Annotated in this window: 17 protein-coding genes; 8 read left to right on the forward strand and 9 right to left on the reverse strand. The window is 68.6% G+C overall.

Features of this window, described 5'->3' with window-relative positions; genetic code table 11:
• Window positions 1-728 (reverse strand): DUF222 domain-containing protein (locus A5681_RS14795; protein WP_156737988.1); only part of this gene is annotated, 728 nt, incomplete at its 3' end.
• A gap of 239 nt (window positions 729-967) precedes the next feature.
• Between A5681_RS14795 and A5681_RS14800 the strand changes: the two genes are divergently transcribed.
• The 3 genes from A5681_RS14800 to A5681_RS14810 all read left to right on the forward strand — a co-directional run bounded on the left by A5681_RS14800 (window position 968) and on the right by A5681_RS14810 (window position 6,067).
• Window positions 968-2,119, forward strand: a complete 1,152-nt coding sequence (locus tag A5681_RS14800; protein ID WP_067275924.1) for a metallophosphoesterase family protein — start codon at window positions 968-970, stop codon at window positions 2,117-2,119.
• Entirely contained in the window at window positions 2,116-4,737 is a 2,622-nt protein-coding gene (locus A5681_RS14805) for an AAA family ATPase (RefSeq protein WP_067275927.1), read from the forward strand. Before A5681_RS14800 ends, A5681_RS14805 begins: the two co-directional genes overlap by 4 nt.
• Before the next feature lie 85 nt (window positions 4,738-4,822).
• Window positions 4,823-6,067 (forward strand): alpha/beta hydrolase, encoded by a 1,245-nt coding sequence (locus tag A5681_RS14810; RefSeq protein ID WP_067275930.1) that lies wholly within the window; start codon window positions 4,823-4,825, stop codon window positions 6,065-6,067.
• Here the strand turns inward: A5681_RS14810 and A5681_RS14815 are convergent.
• From A5681_RS14815 to A5681_RS14830, 4 genes are read right to left on the reverse strand one after another with little or no spacing between them, the layout of a single operon-like run.
• Window positions 6,054-7,733, reverse strand: coding sequence for an ABC transporter family substrate-binding protein (locus A5681_RS14815; RefSeq protein ID WP_067276012.1), 1,680 nt, complete (start codon window positions 7,731-7,733; stop codon window positions 6,054-6,056). The two genes, A5681_RS14810 and A5681_RS14815, sit on opposite strands and share 14 nt — an antisense overlap.
• Entirely contained in the window at window positions 7,714-9,552 is a 1,839-nt protein-coding gene (locus tag A5681_RS14820; RefSeq protein ID WP_067275933.1) for an ABC transporter ATP-binding protein, read from the reverse strand. Before A5681_RS14820 ends, A5681_RS14815 begins: the two co-directional genes overlap by 20 nt.
• A complete protein-coding gene (locus tag A5681_RS14825) occupies window positions 9,549-10,472 on the reverse strand; it encodes an ABC transporter permease (protein WP_067275936.1) in 924 nt (307 codons plus the stop codon). Before A5681_RS14825 ends, A5681_RS14820 begins: the two co-directional genes overlap by 4 nt.
• Window positions 10,469-11,446, reverse strand: coding sequence for an ABC transporter permease (locus A5681_RS14830; protein WP_067275940.1), 978 nt, complete (start codon window positions 11,444-11,446; stop codon window positions 10,469-10,471). The genes A5681_RS14825 and A5681_RS14830 overlap by 4 nt, the downstream gene beginning before the upstream one ends.
• Before the next feature lie 168 nt (window positions 11,447-11,614).
• Here A5681_RS14830 and A5681_RS14835 point away from each other — a divergent pair, with 168 nt between their 5' ends.
• The gene (locus A5681_RS14835; RefSeq protein ID WP_067275944.1) at window positions 11,615-12,106 is read left to right on the forward strand and encodes a beta-class carbonic anhydrase; all 492 of its coding nucleotides are present in this window, start codon (window positions 11,615-11,617) and stop codon (window positions 12,104-12,106) included.
• A 3-nt stretch (window positions 12,107-12,109) separates the two neighbouring features.
• Here the strand turns inward: A5681_RS14835 and A5681_RS14840 are convergent, their stop codons facing one another.
• Window positions 12,110-12,547, reverse strand: a complete 438-nt coding sequence (locus A5681_RS14840; protein ID WP_067275947.1) for a PaaI family thioesterase — start codon at window positions 12,545-12,547, stop codon at window positions 12,110-12,112.
• 189 nt (window positions 12,548-12,736) lie between these two features.
• Between A5681_RS14840 and cysD the strand changes: the two genes are divergently transcribed.
• From cysD to A5681_RS14855, 3 genes are all read left to right on the forward strand, one after another.
• A complete protein-coding gene (gene cysD, locus A5681_RS14845) occupies window positions 12,737-13,666 on the forward strand; it encodes a sulfate adenylyltransferase subunit CysD (RefSeq protein WP_067275950.1) in 930 nt (309 codons plus the stop codon).
• Window positions 13,666-15,516 carry an adenylyl-sulfate kinase gene (gene cysC / locus A5681_RS14850; RefSeq protein ID WP_067275953.1) on the forward strand — a complete coding sequence of 617 codons (1,851 nt, stop codon included), beginning with the start codon at window positions 13,666-13,668 and terminating at the stop codon, window positions 15,514-15,516. Before cysD ends, cysC begins: the two co-directional genes overlap by 1 nt.
• An 81-nt stretch (window positions 15,517-15,597) precedes the next feature.
• Window positions 15,598-16,083: an Rrf2 family transcriptional regulator gene (locus tag A5681_RS14855; protein WP_067275957.1), complete on the forward strand. Its 486-nt coding sequence runs from the start codon at window positions 15,598-15,600 to the stop codon at window positions 16,081-16,083.
• A 3-nt stretch (window positions 16,084-16,086) separates the two neighbouring features.
• Here the strand turns inward: A5681_RS14855 and A5681_RS14860 are convergent, their stop codons facing one another.
• Window positions 16,087-16,482 (reverse strand): VOC family protein, encoded by a 396-nt coding sequence (locus A5681_RS14860; RefSeq protein WP_067275960.1) that lies wholly within the window; start codon window positions 16,480-16,482, stop codon window positions 16,087-16,089.
• Between the two features lie 9 nt (window positions 16,483-16,491).
• Window positions 16,492-16,905 (reverse strand): VOC family protein, encoded by a 414-nt coding sequence (locus A5681_RS14865; RefSeq protein ID WP_067276015.1) that lies wholly within the window; start codon window positions 16,903-16,905, stop codon window positions 16,492-16,494.
• Window positions 16,906-16,974: 69 nt separating this feature from the next.
• Here A5681_RS14865 and A5681_RS14870 point away from each other — a divergent pair, with 69 nt between their 5' ends.
• Window positions 16,975-17,853 (forward strand): LLM class flavin-dependent oxidoreductase, encoded by an 879-nt coding sequence (locus tag A5681_RS14870; RefSeq protein ID WP_067275964.1) that lies wholly within the window; start codon window positions 16,975-16,977, stop codon window positions 17,851-17,853.
• Between the two features lie 3 nt (window positions 17,854-17,856).
• On the opposite strand, the gene A5681_RS14875 is transcribed toward A5681_RS14870, so the two are convergent.
• Window positions 17,857-19,572: an NAD-binding protein gene (locus tag A5681_RS14875; RefSeq protein WP_067275967.1), complete on the reverse strand. Its 1,716-nt coding sequence runs from the start codon at window positions 19,570-19,572 to the stop codon at window positions 17,857-17,859.
• Between the last annotated feature and the right edge of the window lie 152 nt (window positions 19,573-19,724).

The following is a 19,724-nucleotide window of genomic DNA, read 5'->3' on the forward strand; positions in this document are numbered from 1 at the left end:
CAGGGGGTGTCGTCGGCCGGGTTGCACATGCCCGGGGCGGCGAGTTTGGCCAGCACCGCCTCGAGGGTGGCGCGGGCCTCGGGGGTCAGCAGGCCGCGCAGCTCGGACATGCCGTCGGGGCCCTGGCGGCCCAGGGTCAGGCCACGGCGCCGCGCGCGCTCGGCGTCGGTGTAGCTGCCGTCGGGGTTCAGGCAGTCCGCCACGTGGTCGGCCAGTGCGGCCAATTGTTCGGGCCGGTAGTGCGTTCCGTGGGCGGCCAGGTCAGCCTCGACGGCGGCGCGGGTCACCGCATCGACCCAGCCGGGTAGCCGGTGGAAGAACTTCCGGATCACCGCCACCTGCCCGGCACCGAGCTTTCCCTCTCGCTGGGCGGCCGCGGTGGCCGGCAGCATCGGCTCGAGCGGTTCCCCGGTCAACCCGCGCCGCGGGCCCAGATCCACCGCCTCCTTGACCCGGTGTGACGCCTCGGCGCGGCTGATCAATGTCGCCTCGGCGACCGCATGCGCCAGCGTGCCACCGAGCTCTTCGGGGGTGGCTTGATGGGCCAGGTTGTTGATCAGCGGATGCTCCAGCGCCGGCAACTGGCGGCGCACCTGCTCGCAGCGCTCCAACATCGCCAGCTGCTGCTGCACCGTCATCGCCTCCACCGGCAACGCGCGGGCGCGGGCCAACACGCAATCCAAGTCATCGAACACCGCCTCGGCGTCGGGATGACCATGTGGACTCATACCGCCAAACTAGCCACCCCCACCGACAAAAACGGCCCCCAAAACCGCCACAGATGCACACTCAAAAAATTGGCGCGAAAAAAGATTCGGCCCGCGTTCTCGGCGCTCGCAGGGGCGCCGCCAAAAAGCCGAAAATAGCCGCTCGGAGACCTGCCGGGCGAGGTCCCGCGTCTTGTCGGTCCGCGGATCTAAGCTCGCGATGCCCTGGTAATCACGCAGTCCGAAAGGGAGCCGCCGCCATGCGATTCCTGCACACCGCCGACTGGCAGCTCGGCATGACCCGGCACTTCCTCGCCGGTGACGCCCAGCCGCGGTACTCGGCCGCCCGGCGTGACGCGGTGGCGGGGTTGGGCGTGCTGGCGGCGGAGGTGGGCGCGGAATTCATCGTGGTGTCCGGCGACGTCTTCGAGCACAATCAGCTTCCCCCGCAGGTCGTCGGGCAGTCGTTGGAAGCCATGCGCGCCATCGGGATTCCGGTCTACCTCCTGCCGGGCAACCACGACCCGCTCGACGCGTCCTCGGTGTACTCCAGCGCCCTGTTCACCGCCGAACGTCCCGACAACGTGGTGGTGCTCGACCGGGCCGGAGTCCATCAGGTACGGCCCGGGTTGGAAATCGTCGCCGCGCCTTGGCGATCCAAGGCGCCGACCACCGACCTGGTCGCCGACGTTCTCGATGGCCTCACGCCCCAGCCGGTCACCCGGATCCTCGTCGCGCACGGCGGGGTCGACGTCCTGGACCCGGACCGGGACAAGCCCTCGCTGATCCGGCTGGCCGCCGTGGAGCACGCGCTGGCGACCGGCACGGTGCACTATGTCGCGCTGGGAGATAAGCACTCACGCACGAATGTCGGTGACAGCGGCCGGATCTGGTACTCCGGATCGCCGGAAGTCACCAACTTCGACGACGTGGAATCCGACCCCGGTCACGTCCTCATCGTGGAGATCGACGAAAACGACCCACACCGCACCGCCTCGGTGGAATCACGGCACGTCGGCCGGTGGCGCTTCGTCACCATGCACCACCAGGTCGACAGTCGACGCGACATCGCCGACCTCGACCTGAACCTGGACCTGATGACCGAAAAGGACCGCACCGTGGTGCGCTTGGCACTCACCGGGTCCCTGACGGTCACCGACCGTGCGGCGCTGGACGCCTGCCTGGACCGGTACGCCCGGCTATTCGCCCACCTGCGTACATGGGACAGCCACACCGACCTCGCGGTCATTCCGGCCGACGGCGAATTCAGTGACCTGGGTATCGGGGGATTCGCCGCCGCGGCGGTTGACGAGCTGGTGGCAACCGCGCGCGAGGGAGACTCCGAGACCGCTGTCGACGCACAGGGGGCGCTGGCGCTGTTGCTGCGCCTCACCGACCGGGGCGCCGCATGAAGTTGCACCGCCTGACCCTGACGAATTACCGCGGCATCACCCATCGGGAGATCGAGTTTCCCGACCACGGCGTCGTCGTGGTGTGTGGCGCCAACGAGATCGGCAAGTCGTCGATGATCGAGGCCTTGGACTTGCTGCTGGAGTCCAGGGACCGCTCGACGAAGAAGGAAGTCAAGCAGGTCAAGCCCACGCACAGCGACGTCGGCTCCGAGGTGAGCGCCGAATTGAGCTGTGGGCCTTACCGTTTCACCTATCGCAAGCGCTTTCACAAGAAGTGCGAAACCGAGCTCACCATCCAGTCGCCGCACCGCGAGCAGCTCACCGGTGACGAGGCCCACGAGCGGGTCCGCGCGATGCTGGCCGAGACGGTGGACAGCGATCTGTGGCACGCCCAGCGGGTGTTGCAGTCCGCGTCGACCGCAGCGGTCGACCTGTCCGGTTGCGACGCCCTGTCGCGCGCGCTCGACGTGGCGGCCGGGGATGCCGCGGCGCTGTCCGGCACCGAGCCGCTGCTGATCGAACGCATCGACGCCGAATACGGCCGCTACTTCACTCCGACGGGTCGCCCCACCGGGGAGTGGGCCGCCGCGATTACCCGCCTGGCCGACGCCGAAGCCGCGGTCGCGGAGTGCGCGGCTGCGGTCGCCGAGGTCGACGAGCGGGTTGGGCGACACGCCGCCCTGACGCAGCAGGTGGCCGACTTGTCCCAGCAGCGCATCGCGGCGCGCCCCCGGCTCACCGCCGCGCAGGAGGCCGCGGAAAAGGTCGCCGAATTGACGGGCCAGGCGCGGGAGGCCGAGCTGATCGCCACCGCCGCGGCGGCGACCAGCGCCGCCGCGACCACGGCTCGCAACTCACGGCTGCAGCTGCTCGCCGAAATCGAAACCCGCACAGCGGCTGTCGTAGCCGCTGAGGCGCAAGCAAAAGAAGCCGCCGACGCGTGCGCGGTGACGCGGGTCGAGGCCGAGGCCGCCGACGTCGCCGCTCAGCAGGCCGCCGATGCCGTCGCGGATCTGCATCGCCGCGCCGAATCCGCCCGCCGCACAGTCGCTCTGCTCGCCGACCGCGAGGAGGCCGACCGGCTGAGCGCCCGACTGACCAAGATCGAGGCCATCCAACGCGACCGCGACGGTGTGTGCGCCGAACTCGGAAAGATCACGATCACCGAGCAGCAGCTGCGCCGCATCGAGACGGCCGCGGCCGCGGTCGACCGCATCGGCGACCAGTTGACGTCGGCGTCCGCGGCGGTCGAGTTGACCGCGGCCGCGGACATCGAACTGTCCATCGGTGGCGAACTGATCGCGTTGTCCGAGGGGCAAACCTGGTCCATCACGGCGACCGGGCCCACCGCCGTCCAGGTCCCCGGCGTCCTGACCGCGCGGATCACTCCCGGCGCAACCACCCTCGATGTCCAAGCGAAACACGCCGCGGCGCAGGAAGAATTGGCCGCAGCGTTGGCCGAGGCGCGGGCCGAAGACCTGGCGGCGGCCCGGATTGCCGATCAGCGTCGCCGCGAACTCCAGGGCAGCCGCGATCAACTGAGCGCCACGTTGGCCGGCCTGTGCGGTGACGAAGAGATCGGCGAGTTGCGTGCGCGACTCGCGCAGCTACGCGCCACGCAACCCGTCGAGGCGGACACCCCGGCGACAGACATCGGCGCCGCCCGCGCCGAGCTCGATGCGCTGGAGACGGCTAGCCGGGCCGCGATGGCCGCATGCGACGACCGCCGCGGGGACGCCACCGCCGTTACCACCCGGCTGACCGAGCTGGTCACCCGCGCAACGGTTCTCGAAAACGAGCTGAAAAACCAACGAGGTGAGCTCGACGCGGCCACCGACCGGCTGGCCCAGGAGCGGGCCTCGGCCGGCGACGACGAACTCGCGTCGGCCGCGGACACGGCGGTGCAGGCCGCTTCGGCCGCCGAACGTCGGCACACCGAGCTCGCGGAGGCGCTCGCGGCGGCACGGCCGGACGCGGTGAATGCCGAATTGCGCGCCGCCATCACCGAAACCGAAGAGCTGCGCGAGCGCTACGAAGAGGCCGCTCGCGCGTTGCGCGAGATCACCATCGAACTCTCGGTGATGGGCGGCGAGGGCCGGCAGGGCAAGCTCGACGCCGCGGAAACCGAACGCGAACACGCCGCCAGCGAGCACATCCGCGTCGGCGGCCGGGCGAGGGCGGCGCGGCTGCTGCGCTCGGTCATGACGCGTCACCGCGACACCACCCGGCAGCGGTACGTCGAGCCCTACCGCGCGGAACTGCAACGGCTGGGCCGCCCGGTGTTCGGTCCCACGTTCGAGGTCGAGATCGACAGCGACCTCTGCATTCGCAGCCGCACGCTCAATGGCGTCACGGTGCCCTACGACTCCCTGTCGGGTGGGGCCAAGGAGCAACTCGGCATCCTGGCGCGATTGGCCGGCGCCGCCCTCGTCGCCAAGCAGGACGCCGTTCCGGTGGTCGTCGACGACGCGCTGGGGTTCACCGACCCCGACCGGCTGGCGAAGATGGGGGAGGTCTTCGACACGGTGGGCACGCACGGCCAGGTCATCGTGCTCACCTGCAGTCCCGACCGCTACGACGGCGTCAAGGGCGCTCACCGCATCGATCTGAGCGCCTAGCACCCGCGCTGGGCCGCGTCGACCACGCCAGACGCGATGCCCGTCGGCAGGCCCGGCAGAATGGTGTCATGGCGGGCCGACACCGATGACGATGAACGCGAAACGGCGCCGGGTGCAGGAGAAGCTCGCGGCGTTGCCCGGTGTGCGGCCCGTGCGCCGCCCGATCTCGCCGGACAGCAGCGAGGAGTTCGACCTTTACTACGTGCGCGCCGGGCGGAAATCGGCACATCCGCTGGTCATCATCCCGGGAGGACCCGGGGTCGCGTCGGTGCAGATGTACAAGGGGCTGCGGCGGCGCGCGGCCGCGGCCGGCCTTGACGTCATCATGATCGAACACCGCGGGGTTGGCATGTCGCGGCACGACGACTCCGGCGCGGACCTGCCTCCCGAGGCGATCACGGTGAACCAGGTCGTCGACGATATCGCCGCCGTGCTCGACGACGCCCACGTCGACACCGCCGTCATCTACGGTGCGTCGTACGGCACCTACATCGCCTCCGGGTTCGGTGTGCGCCATCCGGGCCGCGTGCGGGCCATGATCCTCGATTCGCCGCTGCTGTCCCGGCACGACATCGTGATCGTGCGCCGCGCGATCCGCAGGCTGCTGCTCAGGGGCGACAGCCCTGAAACGGCCGCGCTGGCGCCCAAAATGCGCAAACTCGTCGACGCGGGGGTGATGACCGCGGCGGCCACCCAGGTGGTCGCGACGATTTACGGCTACGGCGGCGCCGAGCTCCTCGAGCGGCAACTCGACCTGCTGCTGGACGGTCGAAAGCTGTTGTGGTGGGCGTTGTCCCGGTTCGCCACCCTGAGCAACCTGCCGTATCGCTACGAGGAAGACCTGGTCAGCCGCATCGCGTTCCGCGAACTGAACTACGCCGCCGAACCCGACGGGCTGCCGCTCGACCCCGCCGTGGCGGAACGCGAAGCACGCACGGAGACAGCCACTTTCGAGGACGAACCCTACGACCTGGTGGCCGAGATGCCGCATTTCGGCTGGCCTACCGTGGTGGTTTCCGGCGGCCGCGACCTCATCACCCCGCCGGCGGTCGCCGACCGTGTGGCCGCGCTGCTGCCCAACGTGGTGCTCTTGAAACTGCCTACCATGGCGCACAGCGCGCTCGACTTCCGCGAGCCCGCCGCGATCGCCATCGCCCGAGCGGTGTGCCGGGGCGAAATCGACGGGCTCGCCGCGAAAGCGCCTGCGCTCGATGCCCTTCCGGCGCGGCCCGAGCTGCGCCTGCTGTGGAAGATGATCGGGGTGGCCGCGACCTTGGAGGGCGCCCTGCCGATCCCGGCGCGGCTGCGCCGCCGGGTCAGCCGCGCATGAATCCAATGGCGGTGTAGCGCAAGTCGCCGAGTCCCGCGGCGCCGAAATTGGCCAGTGTGCTGCGCACGGCGACGTCACCGGGGGATTGCGTCAGCGGGAGGCTGAACCCCTCGGCCCAGATGAGCTTGTCGAGGTCGTTGGCCAAGGCCCGCGCCTTGCCGGGGTCGAGCTCCTCGAGGGTCCGCTCGATCGCCTCGTCGATCTGCGGGCTGCCGATCTTGCCGAAGTTGCTCTCGCCGGTCGACAGGTAGATCTGAGTGAGTGCCGAAAGCGGGAACGCGTCTCCGAGCCAACCGAATTGGGCGATGTCGAAATCCCCGACGTTGATGTAGTTGGTGAAGAACCCGCTGCCCGAGCGGGCCACCAGGTCGAGCTTGACGCCGATCTGCGCCAGACTGTGCTGCGCGATCTGAGCGAACTGCCGGCTGCCCTGGGCGTCGTAGAACAGATCGCGGATGACCAGCTGGCGGCCGTTCTTTTCGCGGAACTGGCCGTTGAGCTTCCATCCCAGGGCGTCGAGCTCCCGCCTGGCGGCGTCCGGGTCGTAAGGGACGACCGCGCTGTTGTCCTCGTAACCCTTTTGCCCCGCGACATAGATGTGGTTACCCAACGCCACCGGATCGCTGGTGAGGCCGTATTGGACGACCTTGGCGATGGTGCGCCGGTCGATGCCCTTGGACACCGCGAGGCGCAGCGCCTTGTCGGACAGGATCGATCCGGGGGCGCCGTTGAAGGTGAAGTGGGACCAGGCGGGGGCGGGGGCGCGCCGGATCGAGATACCCTTCGTGCGCTGCGCGATGGTCAGCTGGTCGACGGTGCCGACGCCGGACGCGTCGATCGTGTTGTTCTGCAGCGCGGGCAGCCTCGCGGCATCGTCGAGCACCAGGTAGGTGATGTTGTCCAGGCGCGGGCGGGCGCCCCACCATTTCGGGTTGCGGGACAGCACGATCCGCTGCGTCGTGCGGTCCAGCGACGTGACGATGAAGGGGCCGGCCGACGGGCCGGGCGCGGTAAGTTGGGCCTTGTTGAACGCCTCCGGCGTGGCCGTCATGCTCTTGGGGAACAACATGCCGTTACCGGCGAACATGCCGCGCCACTCCGCGTACGGCTTGGCGAAGGTGACGACGGCCTGCCGGTCGTCGACGCCCCGGGTGACCGAAGCGACGCGGTCGGCGCCGCTGGGGCCGGCGATCTCGAACGTCTTGTCGGAGCCGCTCAACGCGTGGATCTGGCTGGCGATGTCCTCCCAGGTGATCGGTGTGCCGTCGGACCACACGGCCCGCGGGTTGATGGTGTAGGTCACCACCTGCGGTGCGGTGCCGGTGAGTTCGACGCTGGTGAAGTAATCGGTGTCGACCGTGGTCGATCCGTCGGCGCCGAGGATGAACGCCCGCGGCAGGGTGGCCTTCATCATCGCGGCCACTTCGGCGGAGTTGCCGTCGATGTGCAGGACATTGAAGTTGGGCGGGAAGTCGCTGAGCGCGAGCCGCAGGCTGCCCCCGTCTTGCAGCGTGGCCGGGTCCTGCGGGTTGATATCGCTGGTGGTCCCGATCTGGGCGCTCTGACCGGTCTGCGGCGCCAAGTTGATGGCCGGCGAGCATCCCGAGACGGCAAGCGCCACCGCGACGAGCGCCGCAGTCACCCGCCTAGACACGTTTGCCCGGATTCGGTTGGGGCACGGCGCCCAGCAGTCGCCGGGTGTACTCGTGCTGGGGGTCGCCGAACACCTGTCGGCTGTCGCCCTGCTCGACGATCTTGCCGGCATGCATGACCACCACCTGGTGCGCGAGGTGTTTGACCACCGAAAGATCATGGGAGACGAAGAGATACGACAGGCCGAACCGCTCTTGAAGGTCGAGCAGCAGGTTGATGATGCCGGCCTGGATGGAGACGTCAAGGGCGGAGACCGGCTCGTCGAGCGCCAGGATCTTCGGTTGCAGTGCCAGCGCCCGCGCGATGCCGATGCGCTGCTTCTGCCCTCCCGAGAACTCGGCGGGGTACCGGGCGGCGTCGGCTCGGCGCAATCCAACGATGTCGAGCAGCTCGGCGACGCGCGCGTTGGTCTCGTCCTTACCGAATCCGTTGGCCGACAACGGTTCGGCGAGGAGTTCGAACACGGGCAGCCGTGGATCCAGTGAGGCCACCGGGTCTTGGAATACCACCTGGATGTCGCGGCGTAACGACCGCCGGTGCGACGCGCTCAGGGTTGCGACGTCGGCGCCGAGGACCTCGATGGAGCCGGATTGCGGCGCAACGAGTTCCAAGATCTCGTGCAGGGTGGTCGACTTTCCCGAACCGGACTCGCCGACGATGCCCAGGGTGCGGCCCTGCCGCAGCTCGAAGCTGACGCCGTCGACCGCGCGGACCTCACCGACGGTGCGGCGCAACACCACGCCCTTCGTCAGCTGGAACGTCTTGACCAGGTCGCGCACCCGGACGACGACCCCCGAGTCACCGGACAGTTCCCCGCGTGCGGAGGTGTTGACACCGTAGATCTCGGCGGCGGTGCGTCCGTTGACCTGGTCGGTGCGGATGCAGGCGGCCCGGTGATCCACCCCGACCGGCAGTAACTCCGGTTCGGCCGCGCGGCATGCGTCGATGACGAGGGGGCAGCGCGGCGCGAACGGGCACCCCGGCTCCAGCCCAATCAACGACGGCGGCGCGCCGGGGATGGGCACCAACCGGGTGCCCTGCACCGCGTCGAGCCGCGGCACGGACCCCAACAGCCCTACGGTGTAAGGCATCTGGCGATCGCGGTAGAGATCGTGCACGCCGGCGGATTCGACGACCCGGCCGGCATACATCACCAGCGCCCGGTCGGCGAATTCGGCGACGACGCCGAGGTCGTGGGTGATGATCAGCACCCCGGCGCCGGTGATGTCGCGCGCGGTCTTGAGCACCTCGAGGATCTGTGCCTGGACGGTGACGTCCAGCGCGGTGGTGGGCTCGTCGCAGATCAACAGGTCCGGGTCGTTGGCGATCGCGATCGCGATGACCACCCGCTGGCGCTCACCACCGGACAGCTCATGGGGAAACGCGCGGGCCCGCCGCTCCGGTTGCGCGATACCGACCAGCTCGAGCAGTTCCACCGCGCGCCGCCGGGCGGCGTTCTTACCCACGTTCGGCTGGTGGATTTCGATCGCCTCGGCGATCTGGTCCCCGACGGTGTAGACGGGTGTCAGCGCCGACATCGGGTCCTGGAACACCATGCCGACGGTCTTGCCGCGGAAGCGGGACATCGCGTCGTCGCCGAGGCCGAGCAGCTCGGTGCCGTGCAGGCGCACCGAGCCGCGCACCCGCGCATACTCGGGCAGCAGGCCCACCGCCGCCAGCGCCGAAACCGATTTGCCCGAGCCGGATTCGCCGACCATGGCCACGACTTCGCCGGGGGCGACGCTGTAGCTGATGCCGCGCACCGCGGTCACCGGCTGGCCGTCCGTCGGGAAGCTGACGGCCAGGTCGGTGACCTCCAGCAGGGCGCTCACGGGGCACCACCCCGCAACATGCCGCTGCCGGGGTCGAGCGCGTCGCGCAGGCCGTCCCCGGTCACGTTGGCGCACACCAGGATCAACACCAGCACACCCGCGGGAAACAGGAACACCCACGGGAAGGTCGTCGCGGACTGGGTGCCGTTGGCGATCAACGTGCCCAGCGAGACGTCCGGCGGCTGGATGCCGAAGCCGAGGAAGCTGAGCCCGGTCTCGGCCAAGATGGCCGAGGCGACGTTGAGGGCGGCGTCGATGATCAGAATCGAAGCCACGTTGGGCACCACGTGGCGCAGGATGATCCGGCGGCTGGACACGCCCATGTACCGTGCGGCCCTGATGAATTCGCGTTCGCGCAGGCTCATGGTCATGCCGCGCACCATGCGAGAGCTGATCATCCAGCCGAATCCGGCGAGCAGCAGCACCAGCATCAGGATGTTGGCCGAACTCTTGGTCCGCGGTGTGACGATGGCGATCAGGATGAAGCTGGGCACCACCAGCAGCAGGTCGACCAACCACATCAGCGCCCGGTCCCGCCAGCCACCGAAGTAGCCGGCGATCGATCCGACCGTGGCGGCGATGCCGGTGGAGATCACGGCCACGCAGACACCGATCAGCATCGACTTCTGCATGCCCCGCAGGATCTGCGCCAACAAGTCCTGCCCGAGCGCGTTGGTGCCGAGCCAATGCCGGGTGTTCGGCGGTTGCAACAGCGCGTCGAAGTCGAGGTCGTCGTAGGAGTACGGCAGCGCCGAGGGCAGCGCGTAGCAACCGACGAACAGCAGCACCAGCAGCGTCAGCGACGCGACCGCCAACCGGTTGCGCACGAACCTGCGCAGCACCAGTGTGCGGCGCGAGGTGAACTCCGCCTTCGGCGTCGGAATTCCTTGAGCAGCATCGACTTTGGCCTCGGATGTCATGACACCCGCACCCGCGGATCGAGGGCGGCGTAGAACACATCCGAGAGCAGACCCGCCAGCAGCACCACCGTTCCGGAGAACAACGTGATCGCGGCGATGATGTAGGTGTCCTGCGTCGCGATGCCCTGCACCAGCCATTCACCCATGCCGTGCCAGCCGAAGATCTTCTCCACGAACACCGCGCCGGTGACCAGCCCGGCGACCCCATAGGCGAACAGGGTGGCCAGCGGGATGAGCGCCGTGCGCAGCCCGTGCTTGACCAGCGCCCGCCGGCGGGTGAGCCCTTTGGCCCGCGCGGTGCGAATGAAATCCTGGCCCAGCACGTCGAGCATCGCGTTGCGCTGATATCGGCTGTACCCGGCGGCGGCGGCCAACGTCAGCGTGAGCGTGGGCAGGACCAGATGCCGCAGCCGGTCCACCAGCTGGTGCCAGGCGCCGCCGGTCACGCCGGGCGACGTTTCCCCCGTGTAGTCGAATAGGTGCACACCCAGCGCCCAGTTCACCCGCAGGGCGGCGAGGATCAACAGATTCGCGATGACGAACGTCGGCGTGCTGAGCACCAGCAACGCCACCATGGTGACGAGGCGATCACTGAGTCGGTACTGGCGAATCGCCCCCCAGGCCCCGGCCGCGATGCCCAGGACGGTGCCCGCCAGCGAACCGACAACCAGGAGCCGCAGGGTCACACCGACCCGGCGCCAGAGGGTGGCGCCGACGGGCTGGCCGGTGATGGTCTTGCCGAAGTCGCCGCGCACGGCGTGCGAGGCCCACTGCGCGTAGCGGATTGGTATCGGCTTGTCCAGGTTGAGCGAGCGGGCCTTGGCGTCGATGACGGACTGCGGTGGGCGCGGGCTGCGCTGCAACAGGCTGTCCAACGGCCTGAAGGCCACCGACGTCAGGCAGAACGTCAGGAACGAGGCCAGGGCAAGCAGCACGACGTAGTTGAGCAACCGGCGCGCCAAGAAACGAATCATCCCCGATCACACCGCCCGTCTCGCATTGGGACAGGTTAACGAGCCCGGCCGGTACCGGCCCGGTGCGTCGACCGGATCCTTGTGATCCGGCTGATTTTCATGCGTCAATATTCGGTGGCCCGTTGTTAACATCCACCGCGGTGCTGCGACACTCCCGAGGAGGCTGACGTGACGGTGACCGAGGATTACCTGGCCAACAACGCGCAGTATGCCAGCACATTTCAGGGCCCGCTGCCGATGCCGCCCGCCAAACACGTCGCGGTCGTCGCCTGCATGGACGCCCGCCTCGACGTCTACCGCGCCCTGGGTCTCAACGAGGGCGAGGCGCACGTTATCCGCAACGCCGGCGGAGTGGTCACCGACGATGTCATCCGCTCGCTGGCCATCAGTCAGCGGTTGCTGGGCACGCGGGAGATCATCCTGATCCACCACACCGACTGCGGGATGCTCACGTTCACCGACGATGACTTCAAGCGCGCCATTCAAGAGGAGACCGGCGTCAAGCCGGCGTGGGCGGCCGAAGCCTTTCCCGACGTCGCCGAGGACGTCCGGCAGTCGTTGCGCCGCATCGAGAACAGCCCGTTCGTGACCAAGCACGAGTCCGCGCGCGGATTCGTCTTCGACGTCGCCACGGGGAAGCTTCAGGAAATCAAGGCCTAGCGCTCAGCCGACCTTGTAGGTGGCGAGGGCCTTCGCCACCAGCGTGCCCTGGGCGTCGACGATCTCGGCCTCGCAGTTGACCAGCGAGCGGCCACGCCGCAACACCCGGCCCACGCCGATCACGTCGGTGGCCCGGGCCGGCGCCATGAAGTCCAACGCCATCGAGACGGTCACGCCCCGCAACTCGGGGGGTGCCTGCGCGCCGCACCATGCCGCCGCCATCACGGTGACGTCGGCGAGGGTGGCGATGGCGCCCCCGTGGACCATGTCGCCGATCGTCACGTTGGCGGGATTCCAGGGCAGCCGCAGGCGCACCTCGTGCTCGTCGAGCCGGTCGGCGACGATGCCCAGCTTGGCGACGAACGGTGATTGGGGAAGGAATCGGGCGATGACGTCGCGGCCGCTCGGCGGAGGATCGGCCGGTGCAGGGTCAGAGGACATCCGTCCATGCTGTCGCACCGGGCGCCCGCCGGAAAAGGGTCGCCGCCCGTCTTGGCCCGATCCGTCGGGTGGACGTCGTGCGCGCCACGAACGGCGCGCACTTGACAACCGCCGCCCCGAACTGATGCTATGGATGGCAAATCTGCCAAACTTGACCGACTCTACCAGGTTTATTGACCAAGGGAAGCCATGACCAGCGATCTGAAGGCGGCCCCCGCCGCCGGCCAGTACGAGTTGAGCCATCTGCGCTCGCTCGAGGCCGAAGCGATCCACATCATCCGGGAGGTGGCCGCCGAGTTCGAGCGGCCGGTGCTGTTGTTCTCCGGCGGTAAGGACTCCATCGTCATGCTGCACCTGGCGCTGCGGGCGTTCCGCCCCGGCCGGTTGCCGTTCCCGGTCATGCACGTCGACACCGGGCACAACTTCGACGAGGTGATCGCGACGCGCGACGAGCTGGTCGCGGAGCACGGGGTGCGCCTGGTGATCGCGTCGGTCCAGGAGGACATCGACGCCGGCCGCGTCGTCGAGCCGAAGCAGGGACGCAACTCGATCCAGACCGTGACGCTGCTGCGCGCCATCCGGGAGAACAAGTTCGACGCGGCGTTCGGCGGCGCCCGTCGCGACGAGGAGAAGGCGCGCGCCAAGGAGCGGGTGTTCAGCTTCCGGGACGAGTTCGGCCAGTGGGACCCGAAGGCGCAGCGCCCCGAGCTGTGGAACCTGTACAACGGCCGGCACCACAAGGGCGAGCACATCCGGGCCTTCCCGTTGTCCAACTGGACCGAGTTCGACATCTGGTCCTACATCGGCGCGGAGAACATCGCGCTGCCCTCGATCTATTACGCCCACCGGCGCAAGGTGTTTCGCCGCGACGGCATGCTGTTGGCGGTCGACCGGCACATGCAGCCACGCGACGACGAGCCGGTGTTCGAAGCGACGGTGCGTTTCCGCACGGTCGGCGACGTGACCTGCACGGGATGCGTCGAGTCGGAGGCCGCGACGGTGGGTGAGGTCATCGCGGAGACCGCGGTGTCCCGCCTCACCGAACGGGGCGCGACCCGGGCCGACGACCGGATCTCGGAGGCCGGGATGGAAGACCGCAAACGGCAGGGGTACTTCTGATGGCCACACCCACCACGCTGCTTCGCCTCGCCACCGCGGGTTCCGTCGACGACGGCAAGTCCACGCTGATCGGCCGCCTGCTGTACGACTCCAAGGCCGTCATGGAGGACCAATGGGCGGCGGTGGAGCAGACGTCCAAGGAGCGCGGCCACGACTACACCGACCTGGCGCTGGTGACCGACGGATTGCGCGCCGAACGCGAGCAGGGCATCACCATCGACGTCGCCTACCGCTATTTCGCCACGCCCAAGCGGAAATTCATCATCGCCGACACTCCGGGCCACATCCAGTACACCCGCAACATGGTGACCGGTGCGTCGACCGCCCAGCTGGTGATCGTCCTCGTCGACGCCCGGCACGGGCTGCTGGAACAGTCCCGCCGGCACGCCTTCCTGGCCTCGCTGCTGGGCATCCAGCACATCGTTCTGGCCGTCAACAAGATGGACCTGATCGGCTGGGACAAAGAGAAATTCGAGGCCATCCGCGACGAATTCCACGCGTTCGCCGCGCGCCTTGATGTGCACGACGTCGCCACCATCCCGATGTCCGCGCTGCACGGCGACAACGTGGTGACCAAGTCGGACCAGACGCCCTGGTACGAGGGCCCGGCGCTGCTGTCGCACCTGGAGGAGGTCTACATCGCCGGCGACCGCAACCTGGTCGACGTGCGATTCCCCGTCCAGTACGTCATCCGGCCGCACACCCGCGAGCACCAGGACCACCGCAGTTATGCGGGCACCGTGGCCAGCGGGGTCATGCGCCCGGGTGACGAAGTCGTCGTCCTGCCGATCGGCAAGACCACCCGGATCACCGCCATCGATGGGCCGAATGGTCCAGTGGAAGAAGCATTTCCGCCAATGGCGGTTTCCATCAGCCTGGCCGACGAGATCGACATCTCGCGCGGTGATCTCATCGCCCGCACCAACAACCATCCCCGGGTGGCCCAGGAATTCGACGCGACCGTGTGCTGGATGGCCGACGACGCGACGCTCGAACCCGGCCGGGACTACGTCATCAAACACACCACCCGCACCACCCGGGCGAGAGTGACAGGGCTGGATTACCGGCTTGACGTGAACACGCTGCATCGCGACAAGGCCGCAACGGCGTTGCAGCTCAACGAACTTGGCCGCATCTCATTGCGCACGCAGGTGCCGCTGCTACTCGACGAGTACACCCGCAACGCCAGCACCGGATCGTTCATCCTCATCGACCCGCACACCAACGGCACCGTGGCGGCCGGGATGGTGCTGCGGGACGTCTCGGCACAGACGGCAAGCCCGAACACCGTGCGGCACAAGTCGTCGGCCGTGGCCGAAGCCCGGCCGCGGGGCAAGACGGTGTGGTTCACCGGCCTCTCCGGCTCCGGCAAGTCCTCGGTGGCCATGCTCGTCGAGCAGAAGCTCCTCGAAAAGGGTGTGCCCGCTTACGTTCTCGACGGTGACAACCTGCGGCACGGTTTGAACGCCGACTTGGGATTCAGCATGGCCGACCGCGCCGAGAACCTGCGGCGGCTGGCGCATGTGGCGGCGCTGCTCGCCGACTGCGGCAACGTCGTGCTGGTGCCGGTGATCAGCCCCCTGACCGAGCAACGCGAGATGGCTCGTAATGTGCACGCCGCGGCGGGGTTCGACTTCGTCGAGGTGTTCTGCGACACCCCGATCGAGGAATGCGAGCAGCGTGATCCCAAGGGGCTCTACGCCAAGGCCCGCGCCGGCGAGATCGCACACTTCACCGGCATCGACAGCCCGTATCAACCGCCGTCGAATCCCGACCTGCGGCTGACCCCGGAGCTCAGCGTCGAGGAGCAGGCGCAAAGCATCGTCAACCTGCTCGAATCGCGCGCCTAGCGCGCCGCTCGGTTTCGGCTGTCCGGCGCGACGCCGCCCGGCTGCGACTGATTGCCGCCGGCGGGTGGCACAATCCTCAGAGTGCGCATGTCGGCTAAGGCGGAGTACGCGGTGCGGGCCATGGTCCAGCTCGCCACGGTCCCCGACGGGACGTTGGTGAAGACCGACGACTTGGCCCAGGCGCAGGGCATCCCGCCGCAGTTCCTCGTCGACATCCTGACCAATCTGCGCACCGACCGCCTGGTCAGAAGCCATCGGGGCCGCGAAGGCGGCTACGAACTGGCCCGGCCCGGCAACGAGATCAGCATCGCCGACGTGCTGCGCTGCATCGACGGGCCGCTGGCGAGCGTGCGCGACATCGGTCTGGGGGACTTACCGTACTCGGGGCCCACCGCGGCGCTCACTGACGTGTGGCGGGCGCTGCGTGCAAGCATGCGCTCGGTGCTGGAGGAGACGACGCTGGCCGACGTCGCCGCGAACGCGCTGCCGAAGCACGTCGCGCAGTTCGCCGACGACTATCGGACGCAGGAAAGCGTGCGGCACGGCACGCCCCGCGCGGGCGAATAGGCGCTAGCGCTGGCCCCCCGACCCGTAGGGGCGGGTCAGGATCTCCATGGCATGGCCCGACGGGTCCAGGAAGTACACCCCGCGGCCGCCGTCGTTGTGGTTGATCTCGCCCGGCCGGTTGGCCCCCGGGTCCGCCCAGTGCTGCATGCCGCGTGAGGAGATCTTGGCGTAGATGGCGTCGAACTCCTCTTCGGACACCAGGAACGCGTAATGCTGCCGCGGGATCTCGGCGCCCTCGGGAGCGTCCGCATAGTCCAGGCTGACGCCGTGCTCGAGTTGGACAACCATGAAGTGGCCGAACGGTTTTGGGCTGGGCAGGCCGAACAGCTCGGTGAGGAACTCAGCGGACTCGTGTTTGTCGCGGGACGCCACGATGGTGTGGTTGAAACTGATGGCCATGGACTTCTCCTATTTGGGCGCCGTGAGCTCGAGGGCGATGTTGTCGGGATCGCGGAATTGCAGGATGTAAGACGGGCCGATGTCTTTCACCGGCTCGTGCGCGATGTTCAGTTCATCGAGATGCGCTGCCGCGGAGTCTAATTCGTCCTTGCTGGCGACCCGGAACGCGATGTGGTCGAGCCCGGCGCGATCCTCGTGGAAGCGGTCGGTCGCGACGGGCCGCAGCCCGAGCAGCGTGCCGCCGAGGTCGTAGATGACGCCACCGAACAGAAAGCTCAGCTGCTTGCGGGTCGCTTCGTCGGCGTTGTCGGGCACCTCCAGCAGGACCGGCCAACCGAACACGCTCTCGTAGAACTGCCGGGATCGCTCAATCTCGGTGACGGTGAGGCGAACGTGCGCGATGGAACTGCTGGTGAAACCCATCTGCTCCATGCTGCCACTTGCGCCACCGGATGTTGACGGTCATGCCAGAATCGCCGCGTGCGAATTGCGATGACGCTGCCGGTGATGGAGCCGGACTTGACCGCGGAAATCTTGGAGGACTGGGCACGCGCGATCGACGACGGCCCGTTCTCGTCGCTGTGTTGGGGCGAGCGCATCGCATTCGAGAACCCGGACAACCTCACCCTGTTGGGCGCGCTGGCCGCCTGGACCCGCCGGGTGCGTCTGCTGACGACGGTGATCGTGCCGCAGCTGCACGACCCGGTCATGCTCGCCAAGGCGCTCGCCACCGGGGACATGCTCTGCGGCGGCCGGCTGAGCGTGGGCATCGGCGTGGGCGGGCGGCACGAGGACTACCACGCCGTCGGCGCCGACCCGGCGACCCAGACCATGCGCGACATGGCCGAACGCGTGGCCGTCATGAAGCGGGTGTGGGCCGGCGAGAAGCTCACCGAGTCGGTCCTGCCGGTCGGGCCCGCTCCGGTGCAGCCCGGCGGTCCACCGTTGTTCGTGGGCAGCATCGGCCCGAAGACCATCCGCAGCGCCGCCTCCTGGGCCGCCGGGCTGGCGGGCACCACGCTGGATCTCGACGTCGCCAAGCAGAACGAGTTGTTCGACGTCGCCCGCGACGCGTGGGCGCAGGCGGGCAAAGGCAAACCGCACCTGGTGACGTCGTTCTGGTTCGCGTTCGGGTCGCCCGAAGAGTCGCGGGCTCAGGTGCATCGTCATCTGCGGCGGTACATGAACTGGATACCGCCGGAATACGTCGACGCCATGGCGCCGACGACCGGCTGGGCCGGCACCGAGGAAGAGCTGCTGGACGTGCTGCGCAAATTCGAGGCGATCGGCACCGACGATGTGCAGCTCATCCCGACGAGCTCCGACATCGACCAACTGCGTCGCGCCGCGGACGTGGCCGGCCGGCTGTAGCGGTCAGGCCGACGCGCGTTCCTCCCCGGCGGCCGGCTGTTGCGGAGGCTGTCCCTTGCGCAGCGTGGCCATCAACTCGCGGTAGGGGCCCACGAGGTAGACGGTGTCACCGCCGCGGAGCCAGGCGTCCCGTCGCGGATGCAGCTCGACGGGCGCATCCTGCCGGGTGATCGCGATGACGCGGGTCTGGGTGGACAGTTCGAACATCTTCAGCCCGTCGAGCTCGCTGCCGGGCGCCACATGCATGCCGCCGACCATGAAGGAGCGCTGCCCGACCGAGAACGTGCCCAGCACCTGCAGGCCCATCGCGGCGCCGATGAACCACGGCGCGGCGAGTTCGACGGTCGACCGGACGTTCTCAAATCCGAACCGCTGCGCCACCGCGGCCCCCAGCTTGCGGTCGTAGACGCGCAACACCAGCGGCACGTCGGGTCGCACGACGTCGGGCATCACCCGCGGCCCCAGCATCTCGCGCAGCACGATCCCGGTCTCGATGTTCACCATGTCGTCCTGCGTCAGCACCGCCACCGCGCGGGCGTGCTCGACGCGGGCGGCCTCCAGCGTCTGACGCAGGGTGGCGTCGCCGAAGATCACCGGCACGTCGAGGTCGGCGGCCGTCGACAGGAAGCGGTTGTTCTCGTCGCGCTCGATCACGGCGACGTCGTATCCGGCCGACCTCAGGTCGGCCACCACTCGGCTGCCGAACGAGCCGAGCCCGACGACGATCACGTGGTTACGCAGGTGGCGGGCCCGGCGGCGTCCGACGGAGTGGGCGAATCGTCGCGATATCAGCAGGTCGGCGATGAAAGCGACCAGAAGCGCCGTGGTTGTCACGCCCGCGAACATCAGCATGATGCTGTAGAGCCGCAGCCAAGTGGGCTGCTGGAGGAAGCTGAAGTCGCCGTATCCCACCGTGGCGATCGTCTCGGTGCTGAAATACAGCGCGTCGAGCCACGTCATCTTCGGGTTGGGCTGGTAGCAGAAGCGCAGCACCACGGTCGATCCGAGCAGCAGGCAAGCCGCGGCCATCAAGGCCCGCCCGAACATCGGGTTGACGTCGTCACGCAGGGCGCGGACGCTGTCGAGCGTCCGCCGTAGCCGGGGCAGGCGGTAGCGCGTGACGGTCGGCCGCGGGACCCTGATGCCGCGGGCGGCCAGCTCGTCCGCGGTGCCGATCATCGCGGTCCAGTCGCCGGCGTGCACCGCCAGATCACGGCCCGGGCAGGACACCACCTCGCCAGGGGTGGCGCAGTCCTCGCCGTGGATCACCGCCACGGGTGCCAGATCGCCGTAGATCTCGCGCAGCGTCGCGCTGTACGGTGCCTCCGCGCCGGAGACGACGAACTCGATGCCCGCCGCCTCGAACGGGTGCACGGTGTGTGCCAGGCAGGCCTCGACGACCGAGGGCGCCGCCAGGTCGGCGACGTCCAGGATCGCCCCGGGGCGTTTGTCGGCGGCCATCGCCGTCCGCAAGACGTCATTGCCCAGCCGTGCCACCACGCGCACCCGCGGATTAATTTTCCTTGCTAGCAGCGCGATTTCGAGGTTCGTCGCGTCGTCGTCCCCGACGCAGATCACCGCGCGGGCGCGGGCGACCTCCGCGTGGTCGAGTTCGCCGGCGGTTCTGAGCTTGACGATGTGCACGCCGGCGTTGTTGAGCTCCTCGACGATCGTGGTCGCCAGCGCGTCGTCACCGCTGACGATGATGTGGCCGCGCATGGTTACGTACCCTTCCGGGCGTACGGCATACCCCCACCTCTGTGACGTTGGCGTTCGTTTCTATGACTATCGGCCACCGTGCCGTTTCATGCCAGCGCGACACCGGACGCGCCGTCGGCGGGGTGAATTGCCACGGGGCCGTGCGAGGGATT

The organism is Mycobacterium scrofulaceum, from assembly GCF_001667885.1.
Classification (GTDB): domain Bacteria; phylum Actinomycetota; class Actinomycetes; order Mycobacteriales; family Mycobacteriaceae; genus Mycobacterium; species Mycobacterium scrofulaceum_C.